Below are 2,332 nucleotides of genomic sequence, written 5' to 3' on the forward strand. Positions count from 1 at the left end.
CCCGGCGCGCCCCCGCCGCCCGGCCCGTACGGACAGGGCGGCGGGCACACGCCGCCGCCCCCGGCCGGGCCCGGGAACTGGACGGCGGTCGTCGCGCCGGACCGTGACTACTTCACGGCGATGATGCACCGCAGCGGCCCGGAGGCCGCCGGGCTGAACCTCCCGGCGTACTCCCCCGAGCAGCAACTGCCGCTCAACGGCCAGCAGATCACCATCGGCCGCCGCCGCCACAGCACGGGCGAGGCCCCGGACATCGACCTCGGGCGCGCCCCCGAGGACCCGGGCGTCTCGCACCAGCACGCGGTCCTCGTCCAGCAGCCGGACGGCGGCTGGGCGGTCGTCGACCAGGACTCGACGAACGGCACGACGATCAACGGCGGCGAGGAGCCGATCCAGCCGTATGTGCCGGTACCGCTCCAGGACGGCGACCGGGTGCACGTCGGCGCCTGGACGACGATCACCGTCCGCCGCGGCTGAGGCTCCTGGTTCGGCTCATGGGCCGGGGCGCGTTTCGCCCCGGCCCCAGTCCCGGCCCCGGCCCCAGTCCGGCCGCGGGGCCGGGCCGCATCAGGTGAGTTCCGCGCCCAGCGGCCAGGCGTACGCGCCCTCCGCGTCGTCCAGCCAGGCCCACTGGCGCTCGCCCCGCACCGTGACCCCGTAGCGTTCGCGCCCCGGGCGCCCCTCGTGCTCCCACAGCGCCAGCGCCTCGACCGGCTCCAGCCGGTCCGCGGCCAGGTTCAGCAGAAAGCGGAACGAGTCGTCCAGCAGCGGCCACGACGGCAGCCCGTGCGTGGGGACACCGCGCGGCGGTCCGCTGCCGCGCAGCGGGACGAAGTACGCGGGAGTGGCCAGAAACCGGCCCTCCGCATGCTGGGCGTCGCGGACCCGCAGCACGATCAGCCCGGTGGCCAGCGGCATCAGCACCAGTGCCCCGGGCCGGCACTGTCCGAGCCACGCGGACGGCACGGACGGCAGGGCACACGTCGCGATGATCCGGTCGTAGGGGGCACGCGCGGGACAGCCGCGCGCCCCGTCACCGGTGATGACGGCCGGGCGGAATCCGGCCGCGGCGAGATGTCGGCGGGCGGCCTCGGTGATCTCCGGGTCGAGGTCGACGGTCGTCACCCGGGCGTCGCCGAGCCGATGGGCGAGCAGCGCCGCGTTGTAGCCGGTGCCCGCGCCGATCTCCAGCACCCGGTCCCCGTCCCGCACCCGCAGCGCATCGAGCATCCGGGCCATCAGGGACGGCTGGCTGCTGGAGGAGATCAGCTCGCCGTCGCGTACCCGCGTCGCCAGGGGCGCGTCGGCGTACGCCCCGGCCAGCCAGCGGGCCCGGCGCAGCGGGTTCCGGTCGTCCCGCCACAGCCGGGTGGTGAGCGCCGCCCCGCCCTCGTCGTCCGCCCCGCCCGCCTCGTAGTAATACGGCACGAACAGATGGCGCGGCACCTCCTCGAACGCCGCCCGCCACCGCGGATCGGTGAGCCCGCCGCCCGCCGTCATCTCCCGGACGAGCCCGGCCCGTGCCACGGCGGCCGCCTCGGCGTGACGATCGGGCCGGTCGCCCGTCCGTCCGCGCCCGCCGCCCGTCTCCGTCACGCCCGCGCCGCCCATGCCTCCACTGTCCTGCGCGCGCCTCCGCCCCGCTACCTCCGTCCGCCGGGCGGGCCCCTTGGCCGGGCGGGGCCTACGCCCCCTTACCTAGGCCGGGTGGTCTGAGAGCATGGAGGCGTGAAAGACATTCCGCGCGGCACACTTCAGGAGCAGACCTTCTACGAGCTGGTCGGCGGCGAGCAGACCTTCCGGCGCCTGGTCCGACGCTTCTACCAGGGGGTCGCGGAGGACCCGCTGCTCCGGCCGATGTACCCCGAGGACGATCTGGGCCCGGCGGAGGAGCGGCTGGTGCTCTTCCTCATGCAGTACTGGGGCGGGCCCCGCACCTACAGCGACAACCGCGGCCATCCGCGGCTGCGCATGCGCCACGCGCCGTTCACCGTGAACCGTGCGGCCCATGACGCCTGGCTGAAGCACATGCGGGACGCGGTCGACGAGCTGGAGCTGGCGCCCGACCTGGAGCGCCAGCTGTGGAACTACCTCACCTACGCGGCCGCCTCCATGGTCAACACGGAGGGCTGAGGCCGCCCAGGGCCGGCGCCGAGACCGCCCTAGGCGGGGGTCACGGACAGCCCGGACAGCCCGGACGTACGCACCGCGATCGAGCCGTACGGGGTGCGCAGCCGCAGCCAGCCGCCCGCGGCGAGCAGCCCGAGCGGCTCGGTCTGCGGGGCGAGGGCGGTGGCACCGCGGGAGCCGGTGGCGGCGGGCGCGCCCGCCC

General features: G+C 75.9%; 4 protein-coding genes. 2 read left to right on the forward strand and 2 right to left on the reverse strand.

Annotated elements, in window-relative coordinates:
* Positions 1-477: FHA domain-containing protein (locus EEJ42_RS32135; protein WP_148082093.1), on the forward strand; the 477-nt coding region annotated here is incomplete at its 5' end.
* A 90-nt stretch (positions 478-567) separates the two neighbouring features.
* Here the strand turns inward: EEJ42_RS32135 and EEJ42_RS32140 are convergent.
* On the reverse strand, positions 568-1,611 hold the full coding sequence (locus tag EEJ42_RS32140; RefSeq protein ID WP_184503371.1) for a methyltransferase domain-containing protein: 1,044 nt from the start codon (positions 1,609-1,611) through the stop codon (positions 568-570).
* Between the two features lie 117 nt (positions 1,612-1,728).
* Between EEJ42_RS32140 and EEJ42_RS32145 the strand changes: the two genes are divergently transcribed.
* Positions 1,729-2,133 carry a globin gene (locus EEJ42_RS32145; protein ID WP_009717881.1) on the forward strand — a complete coding sequence of 135 codons (405 nt, stop codon included), beginning with the start codon at positions 1,729-1,731 and terminating at the stop codon, positions 2,131-2,133.
* 29 nt (positions 2,134-2,162) lie between these two features.
* On the opposite strand, the gene EEJ42_RS54870 is transcribed toward EEJ42_RS32145, so the two are convergent.
* Positions 2,163-2,332 (reverse strand): DUF8185 domain-containing protein (locus EEJ42_RS54870; protein ID WP_484422018.1); only part of this gene is annotated, 170 nt, incomplete at its 5' end.

Source organism: Streptomyces botrytidirepellens, assembly GCF_003721215.1.
Classification (GTDB): Bacteria; Actinomycetota; Actinomycetes; order Streptomycetales; family Streptomycetaceae; genus Streptomyces; species Streptomyces himastatinicus.